This is a genomic window from Salinibacterium xinjiangense (assembly GCF_014645015.1).
In the GTDB taxonomy this organism is placed as follows: domain Bacteria; phylum Actinomycetota; class Actinomycetes; order Actinomycetales; family Microbacteriaceae; genus Rhodoglobus; species Rhodoglobus xinjiangensis.
Genome location: NZ_BMLC01000001.1, coordinates 509,494 through 535,662 on the forward strand (window position 1 = coordinate 509,494; position 26,169 = coordinate 535,662).

General features: G+C 63.3%; 22 protein-coding genes. 8 read left to right on the forward strand and 14 right to left on the reverse strand.

Translation table 11 applies throughout. The features are described 5' to 3' along the window. Positions 1–36: 36 nt before the first annotated feature. Positions 37–585 carry an FHA domain-containing protein gene (locus IEW81_RS02410; protein ID WP_102017058.1) on the reverse strand — a complete coding sequence of 183 codons (549 nt, stop codon included), beginning with the start codon at positions 583–585 and terminating at the stop codon, positions 37–39. A gap of 6 nt (positions 586–591) precedes the next feature. On the opposite strand from IEW81_RS02410, the gene IEW81_RS02415 reads away from it, so the two are divergent. After that, a complete protein-coding gene (locus IEW81_RS02415; protein WP_179691835.1) occupies positions 592–1,113 on the forward strand; it encodes a hypothetical protein in 522 nt (173 codons plus the stop codon). Here IEW81_RS02415 and IEW81_RS02420 read toward each other — a convergent pair. The 7 genes from IEW81_RS02420 to IEW81_RS02450 form a co-directional block, all read right to left on the reverse strand. After that, positions 1,105–3,423, reverse strand: a complete 2,319-nt coding sequence (locus IEW81_RS02420) for a transglutaminase TgpA family protein (RefSeq protein WP_097060664.1) — start codon at positions 3,421–3,423, stop codon at positions 1,105–1,107. The two genes, IEW81_RS02415 and IEW81_RS02420, sit on opposite strands and share 9 nt — an antisense overlap. Next, positions 3,420–4,856 (reverse strand): DUF58 domain-containing protein, encoded by a 1,437-nt coding sequence (locus IEW81_RS02425; RefSeq protein ID WP_097060663.1) that lies wholly within the window; start codon positions 4,854–4,856, stop codon positions 3,420–3,422. The genes IEW81_RS02420 and IEW81_RS02425 overlap by 4 nt, the downstream gene beginning before the upstream one ends. Next, positions 4,856–5,827: an AAA family ATPase gene (locus IEW81_RS02430; protein WP_097060662.1), complete on the reverse strand. Its 972-nt coding sequence runs from the start codon at positions 5,825–5,827 to the stop codon at positions 4,856–4,858. Before IEW81_RS02430 ends, IEW81_RS02425 begins: the two co-directional genes overlap by 1 nt. 72 nt (positions 5,828–5,899) lie before the next feature. Continuing rightward, positions 5,900–11,803 carry an Ig-like domain-containing protein gene (locus tag IEW81_RS02435; protein ID WP_097060943.1) on the reverse strand — a complete coding sequence of 1,968 codons (5,904 nt, stop codon included), beginning with the start codon at positions 11,801–11,803 and terminating at the stop codon, positions 5,900–5,902. 10 nt (positions 11,804–11,813) lie between these two features. Continuing rightward, positions 11,814–13,241, reverse strand: coding sequence for a serine/threonine-protein kinase (locus IEW81_RS02440; protein WP_218840008.1), 1,428 nt, complete (start codon positions 13,239–13,241; stop codon positions 11,814–11,816). Between the two features lie 123 nt (positions 13,242–13,364). After that, positions 13,365–14,081, reverse strand: coding sequence for a PP2C family protein-serine/threonine phosphatase (locus IEW81_RS02445; RefSeq protein WP_229671203.1), 717 nt, complete (start codon positions 14,079–14,081; stop codon positions 13,365–13,367). Between the two features lie 133 nt (positions 14,082–14,214). Beyond that, positions 14,215–14,787 carry an FHA domain-containing protein gene (locus IEW81_RS02450; protein WP_097060659.1) on the reverse strand — a complete coding sequence of 191 codons (573 nt, stop codon included), beginning with the start codon at positions 14,785–14,787 and terminating at the stop codon, positions 14,215–14,217. 148 nt (positions 14,788–14,935) lie between these two features. Here IEW81_RS02450 and IEW81_RS02455 point away from each other — a divergent pair, with 148 nt between their 5' ends. The 5 genes from IEW81_RS02455 (at position 14,936) to IEW81_RS02475 (ending at position 19,960) form a co-directional block, all read left to right on the forward strand. Continuing rightward, the gene (locus tag IEW81_RS02455; protein WP_097060658.1) at positions 14,936–15,418 is read left to right on the forward strand and encodes an Lrp/AsnC family transcriptional regulator; all 483 of its coding nucleotides are present in this window, start codon (positions 14,936–14,938) and stop codon (positions 15,416–15,418) included. 5 nt (positions 15,419–15,423) lie between these two features. Further along, complete coding sequence (locus tag IEW81_RS02460; protein WP_097060657.1) at positions 15,424–16,860, forward strand: aspartate aminotransferase family protein; 1,437 nt, start codon at positions 15,424–15,426, stop codon at positions 16,858–16,860. 13 nt (positions 16,861–16,873) lie between these two features. Beyond that, complete coding sequence (locus IEW81_RS02465) at positions 16,874–18,232, forward strand: NAD(P)/FAD-dependent oxidoreductase (RefSeq protein ID WP_097060656.1); 1,359 nt, start codon at positions 16,874–16,876, stop codon at positions 18,230–18,232. 85 nt (positions 18,233–18,317) lie between these two features. Further along, on the forward strand, positions 18,318–18,875 hold the full coding sequence (locus IEW81_RS02470; protein WP_097060655.1) for a YceI family protein: 558 nt from the start codon (positions 18,318–18,320) through the stop codon (positions 18,873–18,875). 35 nt (positions 18,876–18,910) lie between these two features. Further along, a complete protein-coding gene (locus IEW81_RS02475) occupies positions 18,911–19,960 on the forward strand; it encodes a hypothetical protein (protein WP_229671204.1) in 1,050 nt (349 codons plus the stop codon). Positions 19,961–19,967: 7 nt separating this feature from the next. Here IEW81_RS02475 and IEW81_RS02480 read toward each other — a convergent pair whose 3' ends face one another. Then, the gene (locus IEW81_RS02480; RefSeq protein ID WP_097060654.1) at positions 19,968–20,912 is read right to left on the reverse strand and encodes an aldo/keto reductase; all 945 of its coding nucleotides are present in this window, start codon (positions 20,910–20,912) and stop codon (positions 19,968–19,970) included. Between the two features lie 94 nt (positions 20,913–21,006). On the opposite strand from IEW81_RS02480, the gene IEW81_RS02485 reads away from it, so the two are divergent. Then, positions 21,007–21,543 carry a methylated-DNA--[protein]-cysteine S-methyltransferase gene (locus tag IEW81_RS02485; RefSeq protein WP_097060941.1) on the forward strand — a complete coding sequence of 179 codons (537 nt, stop codon included), beginning with the start codon at positions 21,007–21,009 and terminating at the stop codon, positions 21,541–21,543. After that, on the forward strand, positions 21,540–22,157 hold the full coding sequence (locus tag IEW81_RS02490) for a DNA-3-methyladenine glycosylase I (protein ID WP_282432088.1): 618 nt from the start codon (positions 21,540–21,542) through the stop codon (positions 22,155–22,157). Before IEW81_RS02485 ends, IEW81_RS02490 begins: the two co-directional genes overlap by 4 nt. 31 nt (positions 22,158–22,188) lie before the next feature. Here the strand turns inward: IEW81_RS02490 and IEW81_RS02495 are convergent, their stop codons facing one another. The 5 genes from IEW81_RS02495 to IEW81_RS02515 are packed head-to-tail and all read right to left on the reverse strand — an operon-like array spanning position 22,189 to position 26,127. Further along, positions 22,189–22,926, reverse strand: a complete 738-nt coding sequence (locus tag IEW81_RS02495) for a YaaA family protein (protein WP_097060653.1) — start codon at positions 22,924–22,926, stop codon at positions 22,189–22,191. Then, on the reverse strand, positions 22,927–23,496 hold the full coding sequence (locus tag IEW81_RS02500) for a P-loop nucleotide/nucleoside kinase family protein (protein WP_229671205.1): 570 nt from the start codon (positions 23,494–23,496) through the stop codon (positions 22,927–22,929). Then, positions 23,468–23,728, reverse strand: a complete 261-nt coding sequence (locus IEW81_RS02505; RefSeq protein WP_097060651.1) for a F0F1 ATP synthase subunit epsilon — start codon at positions 23,726–23,728, stop codon at positions 23,468–23,470. The genes IEW81_RS02500 and IEW81_RS02505 overlap by 29 nt, the downstream gene beginning before the upstream one ends. A 2-nt stretch (positions 23,729–23,730) precedes the next feature. Continuing rightward, a complete protein-coding gene (atpD, locus tag IEW81_RS02510; RefSeq protein WP_097060650.1) occupies positions 23,731–25,209 on the reverse strand; it encodes a F0F1 ATP synthase subunit beta in 1,479 nt (492 codons plus the stop codon). 18 nt (positions 25,210–25,227) lie between these two features. Further along, a complete protein-coding gene (locus IEW81_RS02515) occupies positions 25,228–26,127 on the reverse strand; it encodes a F0F1 ATP synthase subunit gamma (protein ID WP_097060649.1) in 900 nt (299 codons plus the stop codon). Positions 26,128–26,169 lie beyond the last annotated feature (42 nt).

The following is a 26,169-nucleotide window of genomic DNA, read 5'->3' on the forward strand; positions in this document are numbered from 1 at the left end:
CGACTCTGAGGAGAGGTCCGGGACCACGCGGCAGCCCTAACTGACGATGAAGAACTGCTCACCGATCTCGACCCTGGTACCACGGGCTATCCGGTATCGCTTTCCCGGCTCGCACCGTCTCGGCTGCGCATCTGGCTCACGAACGACAGTACCGTTGCCCGAGAACCTGTCACTCACCCAGAAGGTGCCTGCTTCCTGGCCGAACTCGACATGGGTTTTCGACACAGATTTTCCCGGATCGACAATTGTGACGAACGTGTCGAAATACTCACCCGGCTCAGCCAATGGATGCCTGCCGACCATTCCCGTACCGAACACGGTGACGCTCTCGCCGGTGCTGAACTGGAGCACGAATCGATCCCTGCGCAGTGAGTTGTTGACGATCCGCGTCTCCTCGACATCGGGGAACTCCGCCGCGACGGGAGGAAATGAGCCAGGGATCGCTGCCACGACGGGTGTCTGGCGCGCTACCTGCGCAGGCTCGACGGCCTCGGGCTGCTCAGGTCCTGTGCCCGAGGACGGACCGTGGGTGGATGCATGCTCGGTCGACCTCGGCAGCCCCCACGGGAAGGGGTCGTAGGCCACGGTGTCATGGGGTCGCGGCTCTGGGCTGGGGCGCCGGCGCACAAACCCGCATTCGGCACAGAATATGTCGGATTCCTCGAACCGCTGGCCGCACTGGGCGCAGAGGTCACCATCCCGGATCGCGTCGACAACCTCGGGTTCGAGGTCTGCCTCGACTTCGGGGTCTGGCTCTGGCTCGACCTCAAGCTCTACCTCAGCGTCAGCGTCAGCGTCAGCGTCAGCGTCAGCGTCAGCGTCAGCGTCAGCGTCAGCGTCAGCGTCAGCGTCAGCGTCAGCGTCAGCGTCAGCGTCGACCTCAGCCTCGACCTCAGGCTCAAGCTCCGGCTCCGGCGTGGGCTCAGACAGAAGCGGGCCACCGATTTCATCAATGACGGCCGGTACCGATTCCTTCGATGTCACAGGCCCCGCCGCATGGGGGTGTGCGGGTCGCGCGCCCGTCGAACGGCCGCATTCACCGCAAAACATGGCACCGGCGGGAAGGTCGGTACCGCAATACAAACAGGTCACAGCACGCGCTTTCTATCGTGAGAAGAAGTTCTTGAAACTATATCCACCAAGGGATCGCAGGGAGATCCTGGCCTTGATGCGCTGCCACCTGGTCAGGCCGTCGTCAAGCGATGCCTGCAATTCGTCGACCGCGCGCCAGACGTTGTCTGCGTCGGTACCGGATGGCGCATCCGGAGCGAAGATCGCCCGATCGGCAATCGCCGCGAGCACCGCGGACTGCACCCCCCCGGCCGCCATCGCGAACTCAGTGCGGGTAGATGCCACCTCGGGGCTCAGTCCATGGTCGACGACGGCGTTCTCGAACTCCTGCCATCCCCCACTGATGCGTTGGATCGGTGTTGACGCGTTCCGCCGCAATTTCCTCCTGCGGAACTTCGCGGCAACGATCACGAGGAACGGCGCGAGTACGACTGCCGCAGCGATCGCCACCCAGCCAAGCACCCTCAGCACCGCAAGAACCGCCTGGAGCGCGAGGTTCACGTCCGGTGTTCGTTGCTGCTCAGTGTCAGGGGTGAGCTGACGGTCGAACCTGTCCGGCTCGAGAACCGGGGGTGGCACGATCGTCTGTGGCCTGGCAATCTGCGAGGTCTCTTCTGGAATCTCCTCGGGGATATCGCGGACGAGCGGGTTCGGATCGATCGTCACCCAGCCGAATTGGGCCGTGTTGATTTCGATCCACGCCGACACATCGGCCCCGGTGACCGCCTCGCCTTTCGCCAAGAATCCCATCACCACTCGGGAGGGGAAGCCCAGGTCTTTTGCCATCAGTGCGGCCGATACCGCGTACTGTTCGGCATCCCCGATCATCCGGGAATCTGTGAACAGCTGCGAAATGCGGTCCGCCGCATGCCCGGAGCGACTGGCCGGTTCATCCACACCGATTCCGTGACTGATGTAGCCGTCAGCCTTCAGCCCGGCAAGGGCCGCTACCAGCCTGTTGCCGGCACCCGAGACGCCCGATGTGTACCCTTCGAGAGTGGCGGTCAACTGATCCGGAACATCCTGCGGGATAGGTACGGATGCCGAACCGGGGTCGAGCGTGGCCAGCTCGCTCTCGGTGGGCTGTCGCGGCGTGATTGCCGAGAGCGTGTACGAATCTCCGCTGACCAGTCCCCCCACGACCGCAGCCGTGCCCGAGACATTGTTGTAATAGAAGCCATCACGCAGGGTGGCAGCGTCGGCACTCGTGAAGTCGACTGCTTCGAACAGGCCGGTCGTCGGCAGCCACACCCCGGAATATCCGCGGATCGTTACCTCGAGTTCCTGCGCGGTCCCGTCGACGGCCGACTGGTCGAACGTCGACGGCACTCGTGTGAATGACCCTGACTGGCTCGTTACACGGCTACTGCCGACCGAGTAGACGACACCGTTGTAGGTATCGAGGGTAGCGAGTCTGATGCGACCGCCTTCCGGGAGCCCCCGAACCTGGAACAGAGTGGAGTCGATGGTCGCCGGTTGCCAGTAGCTCCGGAATGCTGAAAGGGGGCTGACGTAGTCACGCGGGTCGAATGGCTGCACGATCGCTGTGCGCAGTACGGTCCGGTCTGCGGCCGGGGGCACAAGTGCAACGGCACCGATAGCCGCCGTCGATGCAACGGCGAGGATAACGGCCGCGCTCACGGCGGTACGAAGGCCCGCCACGCCAGCGTCTGGCGAGCGATCGAGACTTGCGGCATCGGTCGACTGGGCCAGCAGGGAGTTGACGGCGGTCCGACGGCGGTACCATCGCAGCCACACGAGCCAGAGCAGCACCGCTACCAGCAGCGCGATCGGTGTCACCAGTGGCCGGTCGGGGAACTTCGGCCCGAAGGCCGTCGCCACGAGGAACACCAGGACGGGGAACGCAGCAGCGATCTCTCCCCGAGTCGACCTCAGCGCCACGCTCAGGCCGACGACGGTCGTGGTGAGGATCAGGACGAGCGCGGGCACGAGCAGCGCCTGGTAGTCCGCGACGGGCAGCGTGATCGTCAGCAATTGTTTCCAGCCGAGGGCGACACCGGTGACGAGATCGACCAGACCGCCAGCGGTCGGCAGAACCCCGTATTGCGTTTTGGCCGGCACCGCGAGGGGAACCCCGACAAGAAGGAAGGCGGCAACGGTGGCCACCATCACGACGGGAGACGGCCACCGGAAATAGGCACCGATGACGGCGATGATCGTGCCGAAACCCAGGGCACTCCCCACCAGGATGACGATGGCCGTGCTTCGATAAATCGGCCACAGTGCTGTAGCGGCGATGCCCGTGGAAACCCAGAACATGGCCACATTGACGGCAATGAAGAGCGGGCTCGCTGGCGAGAAACCGCGGGAATTGCGCTGGCCCCTGCTCATGCTGCTGACGCCCTCGCCAGGGACTGTTTGAGGTCGTCGAGGTAACCGATCGTGAGCACACTCAATCCCGCGATGCGACGAAGGCCCGGGGCACTCTCGGGATCGCACACGACGGCAACCACCTCGACCCCGAGCGGGAATTTCGTGGATGCTGCTCGCAATTGTTGGCGGGTGACGCTGGAGCCGCACACGAGGAATGCCACCGACACGCCGCTCGCGCGATCCGCCGCAACGCGAGCGACGTCGGTAATGGTGAGCGCCGATTCGGTGTGTTCGACTACGGCGAGATCATCCAACAGTCTCGTTCCCGTGAGGGTCGACAGCATTCGCACGGCAAAGACCTTGTGTTTGGCGAACTCCGGCGTATCCTCGCTCGCGACGACGGTCACGGTGCGGGTGTCCCTGATGGCCCTGATCCCGAGCGACCCGGTGACGCTCACCGCCAGCTCGAATTCGTCGTCGTTGGCATAGTCGGCACTGGCCAGACTGAGCGCGATCATGAGGTGGCTGCGGCGCGTCTCCTCGAACTGGCGAACCATGTAGGTCCCCGTTCTCGCCGTCGATTTCCAGTGGATGTTGCGGCGCTCGTCTCCCGGCATGTACTCGCGCAGCGCGTGAAACGACACGTCGTTATTGGAGAGGTCTCTCGTCGGGTTGCCCTCCAGGTCTCGGATGAAACCGGTGCTCATGCTCGGAATTGCGACAGTGCGCGGATGCACGAACAACTCACTCACCTCGGTCCATACGAGTTCCCGCCGGACAAGACCCACGGGGTCCGCGCGAACCGTGCGAACCGGTCCGACCGGCACCACACCGCGACGAGCCGTCGGGATCGAGAAGTTATGGGTGAATGATCGGCCCTTCCGGAGGCTCGGCAGCGCAACCTCGGCCAGAGCTTTCCCGACCGGGATCTCGATGGTGACCCCGAGGGTGCGCCTGCGTCCCGTGTTGGCGATCATCACTTCCCCCACGGCTGATTCCCCAGCGACGACCCTCCGGTGCGGCATGCTGAGGTCGATCTGGATGCTGCTTCGGCCGACGAGGTAGACGACAGCGATGATCATGAGCGCGCCGCCAGCAAATCCGACGACGATAAGTTCGATCCACCCGATCAGGTAACCGAACAGGAGTGACAGTGGTACCAGGGCCAGCATCGTCCAGCCCAGCGGCGTGATGACCGCGGCCAGTCGCACAAAAACCCGCCGGAGAAAGCCGCCGATCGAGCGGCCCAACTGCACGGCTGAGATGATCGTGTCGGCCAGGAAACCCGTCCGCTCCCCGACGATCCTCGTTCGGGTATTGGTGAGTCCGGCCGTGCCGGTGGGGAACTGGAAGTCGGCGCGCGCCGATGTCGCCGAACTCACCGACCTCTGGGCGCTTCTCGAGATTCGGCTCGGCTGAGTGCCGTCCAGCCCTGTCCTGCGGTCTGCCATCACACAGATTGCCGCTCGCTGGGTGGCGGGGTCTCCATGAGAATCTGACTCATAATGCTCGGTGCCGTCACTCCGTCGAACTCCGCCTCGGGGTCGATGACGAGCCTGTGGGCGAGCACGGGTTCGGCGAGCGCCTTCACATCATCCGGGATCACGTAGTGCCTGCCGCTGGCCGCGGCGAGCGTCTTCGCTGTGCGGATGAGGGCGAGCGCCCCACGCACGCTGGCGCCCAGGCGCACCTCGGGGACGGTTCGAGTCGACTCGACCAGTCGACCGACATAGTCGTTGATGGTGGGATCGACATGGACCATACGGGCCAGTTGCGACATCTCGGCGACCACCTCTGCGGTGACGATCGCGGGCACGGTCGTCTCGTGGGCCTTCACGCCGGCTCCTTCGAGAATGCGCAGCGTCGATGCGTGATCCGGGTATCCGATGGATGCCTTCATGATGAAACGGTCGAGTTGAGCTTCGGGCAGGCGATACGTGCCGGCCTGCTCGATCGGGTTTTGTGTCGCGATCACCATGAAGGGTGCTCCGACGGGGTGGGTGACACCATCGACTGTGACGTGCCCTTCCTCCATGACCTCCAACAGCGCCGACTGCGTCTTAGGGCTCGCACGGTTGATTTCGTCGGCAAGCACGATGTTGGCGAAGATCGGTCCGCGATGGAACTCGAAGTCGGAGACAACCTGGTTGTAGATGCTCACCCCCGTGATGTCGCCGGGGAGCAGGTCTGGGGTGAACTGGATACGGCTGCTCGAACCCGCGACGCTTTGCGAGATAGCACGCGCGAACGAGGTCTTGCCCGTGCCGGGGAAGTCCTCGAGCAGAAGGTGGCCGTCGCTCAGCAGCGCTGTAAACCCGAGTCGGATGACGAAGGTCTTACCCAGCAGCACCTGGTCGACATTGGCCACGAGCCTGTTGAAAATGCCGGAGAACCAGGTCGCCTGTTCTGGTGTCATGGTCATACTGGTACTCCCCTGCTTGGATTCGGATGCACGGTTCCCGGCCTGGGCTGTGCCGTGCCGGTCGAGCCTGCGTCAGTCATAGTCGGACCATAGGTAGGTCTTCGTGTACGTCGTGCCGTTGGCCGAGACCCGAATGGTGAGGTGCGGATCCTGACGCACGCTCGCGTCAGCATGACAGGTCGTCGCAGTTTCCGCCGGAAAGTATTCCCTGGGCGGCGCTCCGCAGGCATATTCGACCAGAGAATAGCCGGTCGGTAATCCATCCCACTGGAATGTTCCCGAGTTCGACAGCAGAGCGTCGTCGGGGAGGAACGTCAGTTGCCCCGTGACCCGGGGATCCACGGGCGTGCCGAGGTCGAAAGAAGCCGACCACGACGACTGGCACAGCGGCACAGAGGCCCAGATGCGGCAGGCCCGAACCTGCACGGCCACGTTCTGCCCGTACTGCTGGCCATCGGTATTCAGGAACGACCCCAGGGGAACCCGTCCCGACTCGGTGGCGGGGACACCGGGACCGATAAGACGGTAGATGATCGAATAATCGACGGTCAGCGGCTCAGCTCCGATAGACCCTCCGAGCAGCTGGAAGTCGAACACGTCCCCGTTCTGCACGGGGCCTGTTCCCGAATCGATGGCCGTGACGATGCCGGGAGCCGTGCGGGCGACCACCGAGGGGCTCGCTGTACAGCCCTGCCCGTTCCTGGCGAACACGAGCAGCGAGTAACTCGCATTGGCCTGCAGCCCGGAGAACTGGGCGGTGGTTCCGGTTCCGGCGTCGAGCACGACGGCGCCGTTCGCCGTCACCGTACCGTCGGCCGCACAGGTGGGAGCCGCGCCGGTGTAGGCGGCAGCGCGGTAGCCCGAGATCTGGCGACCGTTGTCACTGAATATGCCCGGCCAGTCCAATCGCACGCTTGCGTCGCCGGTCATCGTCGCGAGCGGTGATGCTCCGGCGATGGGTGGCCCGGCAGGAACATCGGAGCGCGGCTCGCTCGTGTTCCACACCGAGAGCGCAGTGAGCGCGGCATTGCGTGGGCTGACCGTGTAACTGACGGCGACTCCGTTGTCGAGAGTCCATCCGGCAGCCAAAGTGTTGACGGTACAGATGCCGCCGGCACACACCGTGGCCGGGGAGAAGTCTCCCGAGAATCCGCCCACATTCAGCCTGTAGCGGTCCACAGGCGAGCCACCGGCCGGAGAAGTCACCGCATTCCACGAGATACTCAGGCCCCGATCGAGGGCGATGGAACTAAACGATGCCGGAGCTGCGGGGATCAGGTCTGACCAGATTGGATCTGCGAGCACCGTCGAATCGGACTCTCCGATCGCATTGATGGCCACTACCGCAATCGTCACGGCATTCGCCGGTCCGTTGCCCGCAGTGGGTATCGAACAGGTGGTTCCTGTGCACTCCGTCGACGACACGACGGTGCCCCCGTCTGACGCGGTCACGCGGTAGGCGGTGATCGGCGAATTATTGAAGGCGCCACCGTTCCATCGCATCGTGATCGACCTGTCACCGAAGCCCGTTGGCGCGATATTCGCAACCGGGTCGGGTCGGTCCTGCACGGAGACCGTGATCGATCCCCAGACGAACCGGTCTGGATCATTCGTGGAGTCGGCGACCTGGTACTGCAGGTTGACGTCGCCAGGCAACGCCGTCCGGGCAACGCTGACCGAGAGCCTCGAATTGTCCTCGTTGGGGCTGATGGTAATGCCAGCCGGCAAAACGGCGCCGTCCAGTCCCCTGATATTGACGACCCGGATCGGGGCGCCGGGGAACGGGTTGGTGGCGGCATCGTTGGCGAGCACATCCACCGTCGTGGTGCCACCACGGCGAGCGACGGCTTTGTCGGCAGCGGGTATCAGTAGTGGTCGGGTCGAGGGCACGATAGTGAGCTGGATTCGCCCTGAGCCACCCTGCGTGACGTCATCCCGCACGCCCAGAGCGACGGTGGAGACGGTTCCCTTCCGCGCATTCTCGGCCGCCCTGAGCGTGAGTATCGTTCCGTTGAGCACCGCACGGAATCCGTCGGGCTGGGGGTCGAGGATCGAATACACCAATTCATCGATGTCGTCGGGGTACGGGTAATTCGTCAGCTTGAGAAGGTCGATATCCCGTCCCTCACCAGGCTCGAATTCGATGACGGCGCCACCGAACTCCGGAGGCTGGTTCACCCTTGGGGACACAGTGATCGGCAGCACGAGGATGGACTTTCGGCCGTTGGGGTCGCTGGCGGATGTTCCGTCCGTCACCTCGAACGAGATCGACGCCGGTCCGAAATACCTGTCGGCCGAGGTGAACCGCAGCGTGTACTGGTCTGAGACGAGGCTGCGCCCGTTCGAGTGAGTGGCCTGTACGGTGCTCGAGTCCGTCAGCCTCACCTGCTTGCCGCCGACGGCGATGACGTAGTCGTTGATATCGATGGTGAGTTCGGACTCACTGACGACCTTCAGTGCGGGGGCGCGTCGATCGAGCTGCGGCAGGGCGTCATTCAGGCCAGGCACCCTGATAAACGCGAAGCTGAAGACATTGCGGTCATCGGGGTGCGTGAGCCTGAACGGGATGATCTGGCTCTTCTCGGCGACTGTCACCTCGATGCGCTTGTCTGAGGTCACCCTCGCGTTGGCGGAGTATCCCGGATATACGGAGAGTCCGAGAGACCGGGAGTCGCCATCGGCGAAGAAGACATTGGCGAGCACATCGACAGTCACCCTGGGGCGATTGAGCACGTCCGACAGGGTCAGGATGCTGTCGGTCGCGATCGGATACGAGAGCGGGGCACCAGGATCGACGATGACCCTGATGAAGTTCTGGCTCGTGCCGCCCTTGTCGTTTTCGATCGTGTAGATCACGCCGTAGCTGCCAGGAAGCGCGGGAGGTGTGATCTCGACGATGTCGGTGCCCACGATGACGGCGGTGGTGACCTCGTCGTTGGGCATCGCGCCGGTGATGACGAGGGGGCTGCCGTCCGGGTCGGAGTCGTTGGCAAGCGCCTGGACCGATACCGTGAAACCGGGTCGCACTGTGACCTCGTCGGCGATGGCGACCGGGTTGCGGGCACCCTCGAGTCTGGGGCTGATGCCGATACGCACAATCCCCGTGGCTCGCGCCCCCAGGGAGTCGATCACGGTGTAGGTGAACGAATCCGTGCCCGCAGAGTAGTCGCCTGCGTCGTACACGAAGGTGTCATCCTCCACTGCGGACACCGATCCCTTGTCGGGATTCGTGGACTGGCCGAGCAGCTGCACCGAATCTCCGTCCGGGTCGATGCCGCTCAGCGGAATGCGCACGCGAACGCTCTCCCCGGCGATCACCCTCGCCGTGACAGTGGTGGGAACCGGTGCGTTGTTCGTGGCTGCGTCGGCTTCGCGCACCGAGATCCGCACCAGGCCCGTCGCAGCCTGGCCATCCGGGCCGGTCACCCGATATGCGGCTGTGAAGTTTCCCGTCTTGTCCGGGGCGAGGTAGCGCAGCACTCGTCCCGAGGCGAACAGGAGCCCGGAGTTTTCGGGAAGAGCCTGGTCGAGCACGGGCTGGAGGGTGAGTGTGAGCCCATCGGGATGCTCATCGTTGGAGAGCACAGGGATGTCGATCGCATCACCGACTCGCACCGTGACATTGTCATCGTTGGCGATCGGAGGCTGGATGCGGGTCAGCGCTGGGATCTGGATCACGGTGATGACGCCCTCAGCCTCGGCCAGGCCGTTACTGATCCGGTAATTGAATGACACCGGACCATTGTCGAGAGGTCGATCGAGGCTCACCCTGACCACTCGCTGGTCGAGGATCTCCGCACGCACACCCGAATTGCCCGGCAGGTTCATCAGGCCGGTCACCAGCAGCACGCCACCCGCGGGATCCACGTCGGTAGAGGCAACATCGATCCGTTCGCTCTGCAGGGTTCTCACAAACACGGTCTTCGGCACGGTGATGGGTCGGGTGTTTGCCTCCGGCGGCGATACGACGTCGACCCGCACGAGTCCCGTCACGGTCAGATTGCCGTCGGTGACGACGTACTCCAGGTAGTGGCTGCGCACCTGGCTGCTGGTAAAGCGGAAGGTTCCGGTCTCATAGCTGGGGGTGATGGTGACATCTGGTTTCGCCGGCACACTGCTGAGCCTCAGGATGCCTGAACCGCCGCGCACGTGATCGAGCGGGGAGATCGTCCTCTCCTCACCTGCCGATACCAATACGACAAACGGATCGGGGATGATGTCGACCTTGCCCGACGCCCTGATCGACACGGACAGTGTGCCGCTGCCTTCCGCAGAACCGTCGGAGACGAGCAGGGCGACGATTGCAAGGTCACCGCCCGAGCCAGCGTCAGAGTATGTCACTGTGCCGTTGGGCTTATAGGTCACAGCCGCTGGAGGCGCAACGCTGGCGTTGGTGAGGTAGAACGCGTCACCATCAGGATCGATCCAGTCGGCAAGCACCTGGGTCGTCACTCGGCCACCCTCGACGACGACCGTCTTCGTCGACCGCACCTGGGCAGGCGCAGAATTCTCCCCGGGAGTGCGCATCGTCACCACCACGGTTGCCGAGGCCGTGCCGCCTCTCCCATCCGTGATCGAGTACGGGAATGAGATCTGCCCGGTTGCCCCGGCGTTGAGGGTCAGCTGAATCTGCTGGCGTTCGTTGATCAGGTCTATCCGGCCGATCGATTCGTCGATGGGCGCAACGTCACCGACGACGAGCACATCACCGTTCGGATCGTAATCGTTGAGCAGGACCGGCAGCACGGTCGCCCTGCCCGGCCGCGCGCCGAAGGAATCGTCGATTGCTACCGGCGGTTCCTGGATCACCTCGACCTCCGGCTGAAGGGAGTCGTCGTTTTGCTGCTCCTGGGGTTGCTGGTCGTCGGTGGCGATGAGGTCGTCCCAGTTGTTGATCAGCTGGCCCGCGCGCTGCACGGCCCACGTACGCCCAGTTCGCCGATCATTGAGCACTGCGCTGTCTCCGTTGGTGACGAATGCGAGTTGGGCGTTCGCTGTCACAGCGTCGAGAGCGACCGTCGTGCCGTCGCCGCCGGCGTCGAGGCACCGTCGCCAGCTCGTGCCGTTGGTCCATGATGCGAACTCGCAGCCGTCGAGCACGAGCGGTCTCGCGGCGATACCCGACTGGCCGTCGGTAAGGTTCATCGCGGTCGCGCCACTGAGCGGGACACTGATGAGCCCGCCCGAGTATCCGACAAGCACCCTGTCACCGGCCGAGCTGGCCCACTGCACGGTCACCGAACTGGAATCTCCGACGAGAGCCGTGAGATCCACCGTCCTGCCATCCAGGTACAGCATGTTCGCGTCGAGGTCGAGAATGGCCCAACGACCGGCGACAGACGTCAGGACCACCGAGGCATCGGCTGCGGCCAGTCGGACCCGCTGGCTTGACTGCACCGCACCTGACTTGGCAGCATCCACCGAGTAGACCAGAGACGTTACCGGCGAGTAAGCGAACAGCAGTCCGTCGGGATCGACGCTGACCGCAGCCCCCTTGCCCAGGCTGAGGGTGGATTCCGACTCAGCGTCGAAGTTCCTGAAACTCTCGGTGGAGACGATCCACAACTCGCCGGTTCCCTCGGCGAAGACGATCACGTTGTCGCCAGCGAGATACACCTCGGGCTGATCCGGGGGCAGGGGGACGCTGTCGGTGACCAGGGAGGTCGCGGGGTCGACGATGTCGATCTTGATCTCGGAGCGGTCGAACAGCAGCACCGTGGTGCCGCGCTGCAGTACGTCGACATCATTCCCGGTGGTGGCCACGACGGTGTTCAGTTCGAGCACCTCGGGATTGGCCCGGCCGATGGCCTGCTGCTGGCTGTTCGCAACCCATACCGAACCGTCACCGAGATCGAGCCGTTGCGCCGAATAGCCTGTCGAGACGATCGCGATCGTCGCCACGAGCGCAGCGATCGCGACGCCACTGGTCACACTGATAGCGGTGGATGCGTGGGTGGCAAGCCATTTTCTCAGCATGACGGACTCATCATCCCGCGGTGTCTGCGCATTTTTCACCACTCGCCGGGCCGTCTTTGCCCTTGCGATTCACGGTGACCGTGATGCAGACCCGCTGCCCCGGCTCAGCGTCATACGTGAATTCGGGGCTGCGCTGGATGCTCGACTGCCCATCGTCCGTCACGATGCGGAAGGAGTCGGTGTCGTTGATCCCCGGGTCCTGCCAGCTGAAAGTGACCGTACCGTCGGCCACATTCGCCTGGATGTTGGCGACCACCGGCACATCATTCTGTCCGGTCGTCGTAAAGACCACGATAAGGGTGACGATGAGCGCCACGATCAGGGCAGCCCCCGCAACGCCGGCGCCGATCCAGCCTCTCCTGTTCCCGGTCTCCCCGGAACCGGAAGCGCCGGTGCTCTTCGCAACCGAAGACGAACCGCGACCGAAGGTATCGATGCCCGTGTACGGCGCGCTGGCGACTGCTCCCCGACGGCGACGGCGACGTTCCCCGACAGAGACAGTGGGCGTGACGCCCCCCCGGACCCGCGTGCGATCCTCGAGATCCGAGACGGTAGCGAGCGCCCAATCGTCGATGATGGTCTCGATCGCGGTCTGTGGCAGTCCCAGTTCGGACTCGATGGCCTGCAACTCATGGACGAGCTCGATCACCGAACCCTGTCGAGCTTCGGGCTTGCGGGACATGCCGCGGATGAGCGCTCGTTCGAGAGCCACTGGCACGTCATTGCGCCCGATCGATCGGGGCTTCGCACGGTTGATCCGGGAGATGAGATCGGTCGATTTGTTCGACTCCCCCGGCACTTCGAACGGTGACCTCCCCGCCAGGAGCGAGTAGATGGTGGCAGCGTATGCCCAGACTTCCGAGGGAATATTGCCAGCCGTCTCGTCCATCAGGACTTCGGGAGCCGACCACGGAATCGACATCCCCACGGCGTCGAAGTTTCCCGCCTCCCCGATCGTCGCAGCGATGCCGAAGTCTGAGAGAACCGGATTGCCGTACGCCGTGGTGAGGATGTTCGACGGCTTCACGTCGCGATGTAGCACACCGGCACGATGCGCCGTGTCGAGGGCGCTGCCGATCTTGACGGCGATCTTCAGCACCTCGGCCACGGGCAGTCGCTCTGTGCGGTAGCGCTGACTCAGTGACGACGAACAGAGCTCCATGACGAGATACGGCCTGCCGTCGGATGACACGCCCGCCTGGTAGACCGTGAGAATCGAGGGATGCGAGCTCAACTGCGCCATCAGGTTGGCTTCGGCCTGGAACATCTGCCTGATCTGGTCGTTGACCACCTCGCTGAGCATCACTTTGACCGCGACCTGGCGTCGCGGCATGTTCTGTTCGTAGAGGAATACGTCGGCAAAACCACCTGAACCCAACACGTGGATGTGTGAGAATCCGGGCAGGATCGGAGGCGAAGACGGCAGTCGGCGCGCCACGGTCACCTCCTGGATTCGGGTTGGATTCCCAATTGTAGGCAGGTCAATACGGCCATAGACCGCTATCGCCCCCGAACGGGGGGGCGTTGAAGCGCCCCCCATTCGGAGTGGCGCCCGAACGCGCTACCGACGGCGCAGTCGAGGTGCGGTGTCGTCCAAATCGACCAGGTCCGGAGCTTCGAGAACGTCGACGACCACAGCCGTGACGTTGTCCCGGCCGCCAGCCGCAAGGGCCGCGTCGACCAGGGCCCCCGCCGTCTCGCGAGGGCTCATCCCCGCAGCCAGATGCATCCGCAACCGGTCATCGCTGACCTCTTTTGTCAGGCCGTCAGAACAGATCAACAGCCTCAGGCCCGTGCGCAGGGGCAGCATCCAGAAATCGGGAAACGGTCGCGAAGTGAATCCGACAGCACGCGTGATGATGTTGCTGTCAGGGTGGTTCTCCGCCTCCTCCCGCGAGAGGGCGCCGGATTCGACCAGTTCCTGCACCACGGAATGATCGGTGGTGACCTGTGTCAGGTCGTTCGATTCAAACTTGTAGACGCGACTGTCTCCGATGTTGAAAACCGCGAAGTACGGGTCATCATCCTGGAGTGTCAGGACCGCCCCGGTGACAGTGGTGCCCGCCCCCAGCTCACTGTCGGTTGCGATCACCGTGATGTCTTCCGTTGCCAGCATGAGTGCCTGCTCGACGAGCTCGGGGTCGACGAACTCGCCACCGTCGATCTCGGCGAGGCGTGTAACGACCGCTTGACTCGCGAGATCTCCGGCGGAGTGTCCGCCCATCCCGTCGGCGACCGCGAAAAGCGGTACGCCGGCGACATAACTGTCTTCGTTCACCTGCCTACGGTGTCCGACATCGGTTGCAGAGGCCCACGCAAGTCGCACGACAGCCTCCGGCCGATCGGGTATGGACACAGCCATCCCAGCGTTGTTCGAGCCGATTTCGGTCACGGCTGCCTTTCTGAATCGATTAGCCGAGGCGCTGCATCGGAAGAATCTGGAGAATGTTCTCGTCCCCAATATCCACCAGCGCGCCCGGTGAGACGACCACCGACTCACCCTGGCGCAGTTTTCGGGGGATGCTTCCGGGCTGCATCACCACGGACCCGTTGGTCGAACGGAGATCGGTAACGATGACGGATGACCCCACCTGGCGCACTTCGACATGGGTTCCGGATACCTCGTGGCCCGGTGAAGAGACTCGCACGAGCCGAGGCAGCGCTCCAGTGGAGATTCGAGAAGTCTGGGGATCACGGCCCACCCTGGCCGGCTTGTCGAGCATCACGGGTTCCGCAAACTCGCCCACCCGGAAGCTGTAGATCCCCTGTGGCGGGCCTGCACTGTTCGAGGACAGGCCGAGCACGGCGTCTAAAGCGCCTCGTGACACCCGCTCGCGCTGGGGTTCGACGAGGTCGACGACGGGCCGTCGTGAGGTCATCACCGTGTCAGCCATCAGCTCGTCGGTAGCCTCAGGGGATGGCGCGGTCACACCAGAATCCGGCCGCGACGGCGCTGGTCGTGTGTCGTCGAATTCCTCGCCCATGCGCCTAACTTTATGGGCTGATTGGTGACGGCGCCCGCCGCTGCGTTCCTGGCCGTAGCCTCCATCCAGCTACCGATTTCGTTGAAAAATACCCGAAAGTGATTCGGAATCGCTTGTTTATGGGCCACCCCACTGACAGAATCGTCTCATGACATCATCGCCGCGCCATCCGGGATCGCGTCCGGTCCAACTCGACGAGGTGTCAAAAGGGATCATCGAACAGTTGCAGGCAGACGGGAGGCGCTCGTATGCCGAAATCGGCAAAGCCGTCGGGCTCAGCGAAGCTGCCGTGCGCCAGCGGGTCCAGAAGCTCACGGATTCGGGAGTGATGCAGGTAGTCGCCGTCACCGATCCCATGCAACTCGGCTTCTACAGGCAGGCCATGATCGGCGTCAGGGTCACCGGCGACACGACCGTGGTCGCCGAAAAGCTGAGCGCCCTCACCGCCGTCGACTATGTGGTGCTGACGGCGGGAAGCTTCGACATCCTCGCCGAGGTCGTCTGCGAGAACGATGACGACCTGATCAGCCTCCTCAACAAGCAGATCCGCTCCATCGATGGCGTGGCCTCCACCGAGACTTTCGTGTACCTGAAACTACAAAAACAGTTCTACAACTGGGGAACAAGGTAAAGCCGATGACTATCACGGAACCGATTCGGGCCACAGAATGGTCACGATCCTGGAACGATGCCGAGCTGCAGCAGAAGGCGAAAGATCACCTCTGGATGCATTTCACGCGCCAGTCGCTCATGGAGGACGGCCACGGCGTTCCGATCATCACCAAGGGTGAGGGTCACCATATCTGGGACTCGAACGGCCGGAAGTACATCGACGGGCTCAGCGGCCTGTTCGTCGTCAATGCCGGCCACGGTCGTAAGAGGCTGGCACAGGTCGCCGCACGGCAGGCCGAGGAGCTGGCCTTCTTCCCGCTCTGGTCATACGCACACCCGAGCGCCATCGAGCTGGCCGACCGGCTCGCCCACTACGCGCCGGGCGACCTGAATCGTGTCTTCTTCTCCACCGGTGGTGGTGAGGCGGTCGAGACCGCGTTCAAGCTCGCCAAGTATTACTGGAAGCTGCAGGGCCGCCCCACCAAGCACAAGGTCATCTCGCGAGCCGTTGCCTACCACGGCACGTCGCAGGGCGCCCTCGCGATCACCGGCATCCCCGCCATGAAAGAGATGTTCGAACCGGTCGTACCCGGGGGTTTCCGTGTACCGAATACGAACTTCTACCGCGCTGAGGAGATGGGCTTCGTCGCGTCAGCCGGCGCTACCGATGTCGAGGCCGAATTCGGTGTGTGGGCAGCGAACCGTATCGAAGAGATGATCCTGTTCGAAGGCCCCGAGACAGTGGCAGCGGTGTTCCTCGAACCCGTCCAGAATTCGGGCGGATGCTTCCCTCCGCCGCCCGGCTATTTCCAGCGTGTTCGCGAGATCTGTGACAAGTACGACGTGCTGCTGGTCAGCGACGAGGTCATCTGCGCGTTCGGGCGCATCGGACACATGTTCGCCTGCGACGAGTACGGATACGTCCCGGACATGATCACCTGCGCGAAGGGGATGACCAGCGGATATTCCCCCATCGGCGCCACGATCGTGTCCGACCGAATCTACGAGCCGTTCAAGCACGGTTCGACGGCGTTCTATCACGGTTATACCTTCGGTGGTCATCCGGTGTCATCGGCGGTTGCGATGGAGAACCTCGACATCTTCGAGGAGGAGAACCTCAACGCGCATGTGCGGGAGAACTCACCCATCTTCCGCAGGACGCTCGAGAAGCTGCTCGACCTGCCGATCGTGGGCAACGTGCGCGGAGCCGGATACTTCTTCGGCATCGAGCTCGTCAAAGACAAGGTCACCAAAGAGACCTTCGACGATGATGAGTCGGAACGGCTGCTCCGAGGATTCCTTTCCAGGGCCCTGTACGACGCGGGGCTGTACTGTCGCGCCGACGACAGGGGTGACCCCGTCATTCAGCTCGCTCCACCGCTCACGATCGGGCCCGCGGAATTCGATGAGATCGAGGCCATCCTGCGTTCCGTCCTGACCGAGGCATGGTCAAGACTCTGAACTCGACCGTCTCGTGACAGACTTCCGGCAGCTGAGCTTCTGGCACGATACGGTGCCGGATGATCTCACTCCCCGCACGGCGCTCGACGCGGATCTGGATGTCGACGTCGCGATCGTCGGCGGGGGCCTGACCGGGCTTTGGACGGCTTGGTACCTCCTCGAACGCGACCCGTCCCTCTCGATAGCGGTGCTCGAGAAGGAGATCGTCGGGTTCGGGGCCTCCGGGCGCAACGGCGGATGGTGCAGCGCACTGTTTCCCCGGTCGACGGTTTCCCTCGAACGGGCCCACGGCCGCGAGGCGGCCCTCGCGATGCGGCGGGCCATGATCGATACCGTCGACGAGGTCGGGCGGGTCGCGGCATCCATCGGGCTCGATATCGACTACCTGAAGGGTGGCACTGTCTCGTTCGCTCGCTCAGGAGTGCAGCTCGCTGCTGCCAAAGCCGAGGTGGCCGAAGCTGCGGTTTTCGGCGTCGACCAGGTCGAATTGTGGGCACAGGATCGGGTGAAGGCGGCCGGCGCCCTTGGAGCGAGCTTCGACCCCGCCTGCGCGCGACTGCACCCGGCGAAACTGGTGAGGGGTCTGGCGCGCGCCCTCGAATCCAGGGGTGTCGTCATCTACGAAAACACCGAGGTCACCGACTACGCATCCCGCTCGGTGCGAACGAGGCTCAGGACCGTGCAGTGCAAAGACGTGGTCGTGGCAACCGAAGGCTATGGAGCGACACTGCCCGCCACCCGGCGCCGCATGCTGCCCCTTTATTCGATGATGATCGCCACCGAGCCGCTGCCCGATTCCATCTGGGATGAGATCGGCCTCGACCACGGGCAGACCTTCACCGACTTCAGGCACCTTCTCGTCTACGGGCAGCGCACGGCTGACAACCGTTTCGCCTTCGGTGGGCGCGGCGCGAGATACCACTGGGGCAGCTCAATCCGATCAGAGTACGACCGCGTTCCTGCGGTGTTCGACCACCTGCGTCGCACGCTGGGTGATATGTTCCCCGCGATAGGGCAGGTTGCCGTCACCCATCGCTGGGGCGGTCCACTTGGCGTGTCTCGAGACTGGCATGCCACCGCGAGCTACGACGCAGCCCGGGGGCTGGCCTCGGCCGGCGGATATGTCGGTGACGGCCTGAGCACCACAAACCTGGCGGGTCGCACACTCGCCGACCTGATGACCGGCGCCGACACAGCACTCATCTCGCTTCCGTGGGTGAATCATCACTCGCCGTCCTGGGAACCGGAGCCATGGCGTTTCCTCGGCGCGAACGCTGGATTGATGGCCATGACAATCGCGGATGCCGAAGAGAAGTTGACGGGTCGTGCATCCATTGCAGCCAAGTTGATGAGGTCGTCGACGGGACATTGAGGCCCACCAGATCAACTCCTGAAAAAATGTGGACCGATCACTTTCTTTGGGAATACTTTCAGGGTTTATGCGATTGCATGTATTTATGACTACTTCACTTGAAACCCACCCCGGCTACGTCGCGGGCACCTGGAAGCTTGACCCGACCCATTCCGAGATCTCTTTCTCGGTAAAGCACCTCAAGATCAGCAAGGTGCGAGGCTCGTTCAAGACCTTCGATGCCACCATCGTCACCGCCGAGAACCCTGAAGACTCCACCATCGAGGCCACCGTCGAGATCGCCTCCGTCGACACCAACCAGAAGGATCGCGACGCACACCTCCGTACGAGCGACTTCTTCCTCGCCGACGAATTCCCCACCATGACCTTCGCCTCAAAGTCCGTCGAGGTTTCCGGCGACGAGTTCGCCATCACCGGTGACCTCACGCTGCGCGGTGTCACCAAGTCAGAGGTACTCAAGGGCGAATTCGGTGGCATCGTCACCGACGGCTATGGCCAGACCAAGGCTGGAGCCACCGCATCCACGGTTATCGACCGCCACGCCTACGGTGTCAGCTGGAACGCTGCCCTCGAAGCCGGTGGTTTCACCCTCGGTGACGACGTGACGATCACCTTCGAACTGCAGGTCGTACTGCAGCCGTAACCGGATCGTCACAGCGCCAAGATAGAGTCGCTGCCGTGACAGACTTCGAGCCCGCCCCGCTGCCCGAGCAGAAGGTGCGGGCTCGACCCGGTTTTGGACGCATCCTGCTCGCGTCCCTCGGTATCATCCTCGTCGTCGCACTCGGCGGCGCGGGAGCTTGGGTTCTCACCCACCAGCAGCGGGTGAGCGACCAGTTCGTCGTGTGGCAGTACGAACCGACCGCGACGATCGCCGCATACGCCGAGCGATCCACGATGACAGGTGAAGGCCGATTCCTGTTCTACGCGAGTCGCCCATCCATCGAGTCGACCGAGTCCTTCGACACCCACTGCGCCAGCGACATCGAAGATGTCGGGATTCTCGGATGCTACGTGCATGGCGACCGCAAGATCTTCCTGTTCAACGTGACCGACGACAGGCTGGACGGCCTCGAGGAGGTTGTTGCCGCCCATGAGATGCTCCACGCGGCATGGGATCGGATGTCAGACACCGACCACGCGGCCATCAGCCCCCTGCTGGAGGCCGAAGCTTCAGCTCGCGCCGGTGACCCTGCATTCGTCAAGACGATGGAGTACTACGCCAAGGCGGAGCCCGGAGAACGGCTCAACGAACTCCACTCCATCGTCGGTACGGAGTTCGCCGACATCAGCCCGGAACTCGAGTCGCACTATGCGACATTTTTTGGCGAGCGGCAGGCACTCGTGCAACTCCATCTCACCTCCGACGCAGTATTCACTGAGCGTCAGGTGGCCATCAGCAACATCGTCGACCAGACCACCACGCTCAAGTCGAGCATCGATGCTGACTACATCTCCTACAATTCGGGCTACGACTCGCTCAACGCCGACATCACCTCGTTCAACCTGCAAGCCGATGAAGGCGGATATTTCACCCAACGAGAGTTTGACGACAGGCGTGAAGAACTGGTCATCCGGCAGGCCGACCTCGACACGCTCTACACGTCCATCGCCGAGAGGGTCACACAATATGACGGGTTGGTCGCACAACTCGATGACCTCAACGCCGAAGTGACCGAGCTCAACCAGAGCATCAACATCCGACCACGTACCGAGGGTGACTCCTGACAGCCGGTCAGTCGAAGATGGCGGAGACCCGCGCGATCTCCTCTGATGACGGCTTCCATGCAGTCGACGCCGCAGCGTTCTGCCTCAGTTGCTCAGGCTTTGTCGTGCCAGCGATCACGCTGGAGAGTCCGGGTTGGGCGAGCAGCCATCCGAAGGTCGCCTCCAGCATCGTGATTCCCCGCGCATCGCAGAATGCCTCATAGGCCTCGAGCACATCCCACGGCGCATTCTCGGCTATGTGCGGTCGCTGGCGCATGATCCGGGAGTCGACAGGATGCTCGGTGCGGGTGAACTTTCCGGTGAGTAGCCCATTCTGAAGGGGGAAGTACGGCAGCAGGCCGAGATGATTCCGATTGATCGCCGGCAGCACGTCCGCTTCGATATTCCTCGCCAGAAGGCTGTATTCGTTCTGGGATGACACGAACCTGCCAGCCGCGGCCGCCGCGTCGATCTGGTCCGCGGAGAAGTTCGAATGACCGTAATGGATGACCCTGCCCTCGTCGACGAGTTCATCGAGGGCGGCGATCGTCTCCTCGATGGGGGTCTGTGGGTCTGGGGTGTGCATCTGGTACAAATCGACGCGATCGGTCTGCAAACGGCGCAGGGAGCCCTCCAGGGCCTCGCGGATGTAGGCACGCGAGCCTTTCGGTGCACCGGGCGCGATCCCCATGTCGACGCCGTCGTGTCCGAATTTCGTGCCGAGGAACACGCTGTCACGATGGCCGTGGAGCGCCACGCCCATGAGCGATTCGCTCACCCCGGGCGCTCCACCGTACATGTCGGCCGTATCGAACAGGGTGACGCCGAGAGTGATCGCTTCCGAGATGAGGGCATTCGTCCCCTTCTGGTCTTCGGTGGCAGTGCCGATCCTGCCGAAATTATTGCAACCGAGGCCGATCGTGGAGACCTGGGGGCCGCCGAGACCCAGCGGGCGGAATTCGATATCAACCATGCTCCTATCTTCCACCGCGCCGATGCCGTCGCGTTTCACCCCGATGTCCGAATTGCGCCAGAGCCGTGTCCGGCGCCCCGGCTACAGTCGTGTCATGACCACCGCACAGGGCCGCACCTCCCGCTCGTCGACACTCGTCGCCGTTCCAGCATTCCTCCGACGCACCGACTCCCCCCTCGGTCGCATCGAACTATTGAGCGACGGGCTTTGCGTGACGTCGCTCAGCATCGAATGCGCCGGGTCGCTGCCGTGGGGCGATCTTCCTGAGAACACCGCACCCGTTCTCGAGGTCGCCGTGACGCAACTCGGTGAGTACTTCGAGGGCAAGCGCACCGAATTCGATGTGCCGGTTGCTGTGGTCGGCACCGATTTCCAGAAGCAGGTATGGGCCGAGCTGTCGTTGCTGCCGTACGGGTCCGTAGTCTCATACGGATTCCTTGGCGGGGTCACCGGGCGGGCAACCGCAGGCAGGGCGGTCGGTGGAGCGGTTGGTGCGAATCCGGTCCCCATCATCGTGCCGTGCCACAGGGTGCTCGCCGCCAACGGTCGCATCACTGGCTTCAGTGCGGGAGAAGGCATCGCCACCAAGGCGTGGCTGCTCGATCATGAAGGCATAGAGCACCGCTCGTGACCGACTCGGGCGGCGCAGCGGTCGTCGGATCAGACGCTGGCGTGCTCGTGAGCGACGATGGCACAGCACGCTGTCGTTGGGTAGGTACCGACCTCGAATACCAGCGCTACCACGACGAGGAATGGGGCAGGCCGCTTCACGGCGACCTTCCTCTTTTCGAAAAGCTCAGCCTTGAAGCCTTCCAGGCAGGGTTGTCGTGGATCACGATCCTGCGCCGGCGACCGGGGTTACGCGACGCGTTCGATGGGTTCGATCCACAACGCGTGGCCAACTACGAGGCTGGTGACATCGAGCGGCTCATGGCCGACGAGCGCATCATCCGGAACAGGGCGAAAGTGCTCGCGACCATCAGCAACGCTCGACTTGCGCTCGACCTCATTACCGAGGCTCGCGGCTCTCTCGACGAACTGATGTGGAGCTTCGCGCCCGCGGCTCGCGCGGCGCGATTTACATCGATGACCGACATTCCCGCGATCACGCCCGAATCCACGGCCATGAGCACTGAACTGCGGCGACTCGGTTTCAAGTTTGTCGGCCCCACCACGATGTACGCACTCATGCAGTCATCCGGCATGGTCGACGACCATGTTGAGGCGTGCTGGCGGGCGCACTGAGTTCTTCGAACGCCATCCCGACATCGGGCAGTCAGATGACGAGATCCACGCCAGCTTCGGTGCGGTCCAGCCGGATGTCACGCCCGGCCGCCCACTCCAGCAGCGAGTCGACGCCAGCATGGGCAATCCCCGCCTCGACGAGGGCACGAGCGAACCGGCCCTTCCCCGCCTTGTTGAAGTGGCTCAGCGCTATGCGACGACCACGGGCATCCTCAGACACAACGCGAACAGCCACTGCCGACGATGGTGCGGGGCCCAGCGCGATGTATGAATTCGAACGGAGATCGATCACGAGGCAATCCGTCGCGACGAGGGCCGCCGTCACCGCCTCCCGCCAGTGCCTGCGCAATGACAACTCGGGCAACCTCGAGTCATGCGACAACCTGTACGCAGGGATGGGGTCGCTGCCCCGCACAAGGCCGAACAGAGCGGAATGGACCACCAGGTGCTCCCCCGCAAACTCGCGCGCGACACCATCGAGGCTTTCGACGTCGAGTGCGTCGTACAGTACCCCGGTATAGCGGTCGAGGGCCGGCATGACGGGAGAGGTCGACACCGTCCTATTGCGATCAATCTCGAATCGCTGGGTAGGACCGAGCGCCAGAGCCGCCATGGACCCGCTTACCGAACGAGACAGGCGACGCACATCGGCAACCACCTGCCTGCGTTGCACGCTGAGACTCGTGAAACTGAGCCCGGCGAGGTCGAGCGATGCGCCACGCACTCCACCGTCACGCTTGGTTTCAGACGGCGGAAGAAGAACGAGCACCTATGACTCGAGGAACGCCATGGCGCGGTCGATGTTGACACCGAGAGGTTCGACCGAGTCGAGGGTGATGCGCCCGACAGCCGCGCTGGCACCCGACCATTCCGCGTAATCTTCGAGGCTCTGCTCCACGGCATGCCAGGTGAGCTGCAGATGTGGCAGCTGCCGTTCGCGCTTTTCGATGCGCTCGCGGTGGATCTCGGGATCTGAGCACATCACCTCGATGAACTTCAACGGCTTACTGCGCCGCTGAGCCAGGTTGATCCATTGCTCTCGGGCAGGATTCACGGCATTGACCGCATCGACGATCACACTCCGCCCAGCCGCAAGCGTGGTTTCGGCATGCATCTCGGCCACGAGGTAGGCGGCGAGACCGGTGGGTTGGTCAGCGTCGATCCCGGCCTTCAGGATCGCAGACTCGATCGGATCGACGGAGATCACCGGGAGCCCCAGGCGGGAGCCCAGAACCTGCCCGATGGTGGACTTCCCGGAACCGGGAAGCCCAGCCATCACGATCAGCATGATGAAGGCCGGAACATGGTGATTAGACCAGTCCTGCGTTTCGCGCGACAACCGTCACGGTGTTGTTCTCGACCGAGAGAAACCCGTCGTCCGCCTGGGCGGTGATGACGTTGCCCTCGATAGTGGTCACACGCACCTCACCCTGAGCGAGGATCGCCAGCACGGGCTCGTGCCCCGGCAGGATACCGATCTCTCCCTCCGTGGTGCGCGCAATGATCTGCTTCGCCTTGCCCGACCACACCTCGTGGTCGGCAGCGACGACGCTGACCTTGAGTTCGGCCATTATCAGCCGTTCTCTTTCTGGATCTTCGCCCACTGCTCTTCGACGTCATTGATCGAACCCACGTTGAAGAACGCCTGCTCTGCAACGTGATCGAACTCGCCCTTGACGATCGCATCGAACGACTCGATGGTGTCTTTCAGCGGAACCGTCGAACCCTCGACGCCGGTGAATTTCTTCGCCATGTAGGTGTTCTGTGACAGGAACTGCTGAATGCGGCGTGCGCGCGATACGGTGATGCGGTCTTCCTCGGAGAGCTCGTCGACACCGAGGATCGCGATGATCTCCTGGAGTTCTTTGTTCTTCTGGAGGATGGCCTTGACGCTCGTAGCGACTCGGTAATGGTCGGCACCCAGGTAACGGGGGTCGAGGATGCGGCTGGTCGAGGTCAGCGGATCGACGGCCGGGTAGAGGCCCTTCGAGGCGATCTCGCGGCTGAGTTCGGTCGTTGCATCGAGGTGGGCGAAGGTGGTCGCCGGAGCCGGGTCGGTGTAGTCATCCGCGGGCACATAGATGGCCTGCAGTGACGTTATCGAGCGACCACGCGTCGAGGTGATGCGCTCCTGGAGCACACCCATCTCGTCGGCGAGGTTCGGCTGGTAACCCACGGCGGACGGCATACGACCGAGAAGGGTCGACACCTCCGAACCCGCCTGGGTGAAGCGGAAGATGTTGTCGATGAAGAGCAGCACGTCCTGGTTCTGCACATCGCGGAAGTATTCCGCCATGGTCAGCGCAGACAACGCCACGCGAAGTCGCGTTCCCGGCGGCTCATCCATCTGGCCGAAGACAAGGGCGGTCTTGTCGAAAACGCCGGCCTCATCCATCTCGGCGATGAGGTCGTTGCCCTCACGGGTACGCTCACCGACCCCGGCGAACACCGACACTCCACCGTGATCCTGGGCGACACGCTGGATCATCTCCTGGATCAGGACCGTCTTGCCGACGCCTGCACCACCGAAGAGTCCGATCTTTCCACCGAGCACATACGGCGTCAGGAGGTCGATGACCTTGATGCCGGTCTCGAAGAGTTCGGTCTTCGACTCGAGCTGGTCGAAGGGCGGTGGCTTGCGGTGGATCGGCCAGCGCTCGGTGATCTCGAACTTCTCGCCACCGATCGTGCCGTCAGGGTCAGCGTTGAGAACCTCACCGATGACGTTGAAGACCTTGCCCTTGGTGACGTCTCCGACGGGAACCGTGATCGGCTCGCCGGTGTCGCGCACCTCCTGGCCGCGGACGAGTCCATCGGTCGGGTTTAGGGCGATGGCGCGAACGAGGTCGTCACCGAGGTGCTGTGCGACCTCGAGCGTGATGACGTTTGAGCTATCGCCGATCGTGATCGTGGTCTTCAGGGCGTTGTAGATGCCCGGGATCGAGTCATGCGGAAACTCGATGTCGACGACCGGCCCGGTGACCCGGGCGATGCGACCGACGCCGGCCGGCTTCGGAGCGTCTGACGTGGTGTCAGGAGCTGTAATTGTCATGGCTTCTCTTTTCTCTCACTACTTGGCCGAGCTCAGGGCGTCTGCGCCGCCCACGATCTCGGAAATCTGCTGTGTGATCTCAGACTGGCGAGCGTTGTTCGCCAGCCGGGTGAAGTCTTTGATGAGCTTGTCTGCGTTGTCGCTGGCCGACTTCATGGCCTTCTGGCGTGCCGCATGCTCCGACGCCGCCGACTGCAGCATCGCGTTGAAGATGCGACTCTCGATGTAGACCGGGAGCAGGGCATCGAGCACTTTATCGACCTCAGGCTCGAACTCGTACAGCGGCAACAGCTCGGTGTTGTCTGCACTCTCGACGCCTTCGACGACCTCGAGTGGCAACAGGCGTACGACCTCGGGGACCTGCGTGACCATGCTGACGAAGCGGTTGAAGAGGATGTGGATCTCGTCCACTCCTCCCTCCGCAGTCGGCTGCACGAACTTCGCGACAAGAGCCTCGCCGATTTGCTGCGCTGTCTCGAACACGGGCTGGTCGGTGCCACCGATCCACTGGGCTTCGGATTCACGTTTGCGGAATGCGAAGTTAGCGACAGCCTTGCGGCCGACCAGGTAATACACGACCACTTTGCCTTCACCCTCGAGGCGGGTGCGAAGTTCGCCCATCTCGCGGATGATCTGCGAGCTGAACGCGCCGGCCAACCCTCGGTCCGACGTGAACAACACGACAGCTGCGCGAGTGGGGTTCTCGGCTTCGGTCGTGAGGATGTGGTCGACGTTCGAGAAGGTGGCGACCGCTGACACGGCGCGCGTCACAGCGCGTGAGTACGGCCCGGATGCTGCGACCCGCTGTTGCGCCTTTTGAATGCGCGAAGCGGAGATGAGCTCCATGGCCCGAGTGATCTTCTTGGTCGTCTGGGCAGACTTGATCTTCTGCCGGTAGACCCGAAGTTGCGCTCCCATGTGGTGTGTCCCTGGTTTCGTGTGTAAAGAGTGGCTGGGTGG

Excerpts from the sequence above, each read along its gene's own strand:
- IEW81_RS02470 (WP_097060655.1), top strand. The coding sequence starts at position 18,318 with ATGACTACTTCACTTGAAACCCACCCCGGCTACGTCGCGGGCACCTGG.
- IEW81_RS02455 (WP_097060658.1), top strand. The coding sequence starts at position 14,936 with ATGACATCATCGCCGCGCCATCCGGGATCGCGTCCGGTCCAACTCGAC.
- IEW81_RS02425 (WP_097060663.1), bottom strand. The coding sequence starts at position 4,856 with ATGGCAGACCGCAGGACAGGGCTGGACGGCACTCAGCCGAGCCGAATC.
- atpD (WP_097060650.1), bottom strand. The coding sequence starts at position 25,209 with ATGACAATTACAGCTCCTGACACCACGTCAGACGCTCCGAAGCCGGCC.
- IEW81_RS02420 (WP_097060664.1), bottom strand. The coding sequence starts at position 3,423 with ATGAGCAGGGGCCAGCGCAATTCCCGCGGTTTCTCGCCAGCGAGCCCG.
- IEW81_RS02415 (WP_179691835.1), top strand. The coding sequence starts at position 592 with ATGGGGTCGCGGCTCTGGGCTGGGGCGCCGGCGCACAAACCCGCATTC.
- IEW81_RS02460 (WP_097060657.1), top strand. The coding sequence starts at position 15,424 with ATGACTATCACGGAACCGATTCGGGCCACAGAATGGTCACGATCCTGG.
- IEW81_RS02450 (WP_097060659.1), bottom strand. The coding sequence starts at position 14,787 with ATGGGCGAGGAATTCGACGACACACGACCAGCGCCGTCGCGGCCGGAT.
- IEW81_RS02480 (WP_097060654.1), bottom strand. The coding sequence starts at position 20,912 with ATGGTTGATATCGAATTCCGCCCGCTGGGTCTCGGCGGCCCCCAGGTC.
- IEW81_RS02515 (WP_097060649.1), bottom strand. The coding sequence starts at position 26,127 with ATGGGAGCGCAACTTCGGGTCTACCGGCAGAAGATCAAGTCTGCCCAG.
- IEW81_RS02435 (WP_097060943.1), bottom strand. The coding sequence starts at position 11,803 with ATGCTGAGAAAATGGCTTGCCACCCACGCATCCACCGCTATCAGTGTG.
- IEW81_RS02485 (WP_097060941.1), top strand. The coding sequence starts at position 21,007 with ATGACCACCGCACAGGGCCGCACCTCCCGCTCGTCGACACTCGTCGCC.
- IEW81_RS02505 (WP_097060651.1), bottom strand. The coding sequence starts at position 23,728 with ATGGCCGAACTCAAGGTCAGCGTCGTCGCTGCCGACCACGAGGTGTGG.
- IEW81_RS02430 (WP_097060662.1), bottom strand. The coding sequence starts at position 5,827 with ATGACCATGACACCAGAACAGGCGACCTGGTTCTCCGGCATTTTCAAC.